Genomic DNA, 250 nt, shown 5'->3' on the forward strand with positions numbered 1-250 from the left:
GCAACGATTTCTACTTTGTCGATGTTCACTATATTCGTATGGGATGTTTCTGAGGAACAACCAGCTATTACTCCTGTCATGATCCATATGCATAGTAATAATAGTTTTTTCATAGTCCTCGTCCTATTCGATATTTTCGTTCTGGTCGTCCGATAATGCCATATGTGTATTCTACTATGCATTCTTTTGTCGCTACTAAGTATTCTAAATATCTTCTTGCGGTTGTTCTGGAGGCACCCATTTGTTCTCC

The 250-nt window shown here is 38.4% G+C and carries 2 pseudogenes; both read right to left on the reverse strand.

Going from position 1 to position 250, the window contains the following annotated elements:
- A pseudogene (locus tag SB717_RS38145) lies at positions 1-113 on the reverse strand (tripartite tricarboxylate transporter substrate binding protein); the annotation flags it as partial.
- Positions 110-250 (reverse strand): annotated as a pseudogene (locus tag SB717_RS38150) (DNA-binding response regulator); the annotation flags it as partial. The pseudogenes SB717_RS38150 and SB717_RS38145, both read right to left, overlap by 4 nt.

Source organism: Priestia sp. SIMBA_032, from assembly GCF_046535215.1.
GTDB classification, from domain to species: Bacteria; Bacillota; Bacilli; order Bacillales; family Bacillaceae_H; genus Priestia; species Priestia aryabhattai.